The sequence below is a fragment of the Leyella stercorea genome, assembly GCF_021531355.1.
In the GTDB taxonomy this organism is placed as follows: domain Bacteria; phylum Bacteroidota; class Bacteroidia; order Bacteroidales; family Bacteroidaceae; genus Prevotella.
Genome location: NZ_JADYTS010000229.1, coordinates 1 through 300 on the forward strand (window position 1 = coordinate 1; position 300 = coordinate 300).

Below are 300 nucleotides of genomic sequence, written 5' to 3' on the forward strand. Positions count from 1 at the left end.
GAACAGAATGATGCTTCCGTTACTGAGGTTCGTGACAGTCATTTGTCATTCACGAAGGAATAACTCTAACAATAGGGATTATTCGGGAGTTTCCTCTGATATATCATGAAACTCATATCCTCCATTGCCAGGCTCATCAATCGGAATGACATCATTAGAACATGGTGCTTTCAGGTTCTTCAATGTGCTGTAGTCCAAGCCTTCAAACGGCTTTGGAAATAAAGCCCTGACAAAGGCTATTCGCATTGCCATTGTGTAATCACGTTTACCCAAACGTTCTGCGATATTCCACACGAAGTG

At 42.3% G+C, this 300-nt stretch carries 1 pseudogene; it reads right to left on the reverse strand.

Features of this window, described 5'->3' with window-relative positions:
• Positions 1–78: 78 nt before the first annotated feature.
• Positions 79–300 (reverse strand): annotated as a pseudogene (locus tag I6E38_RS15195) (hypothetical protein); the annotation flags it as partial.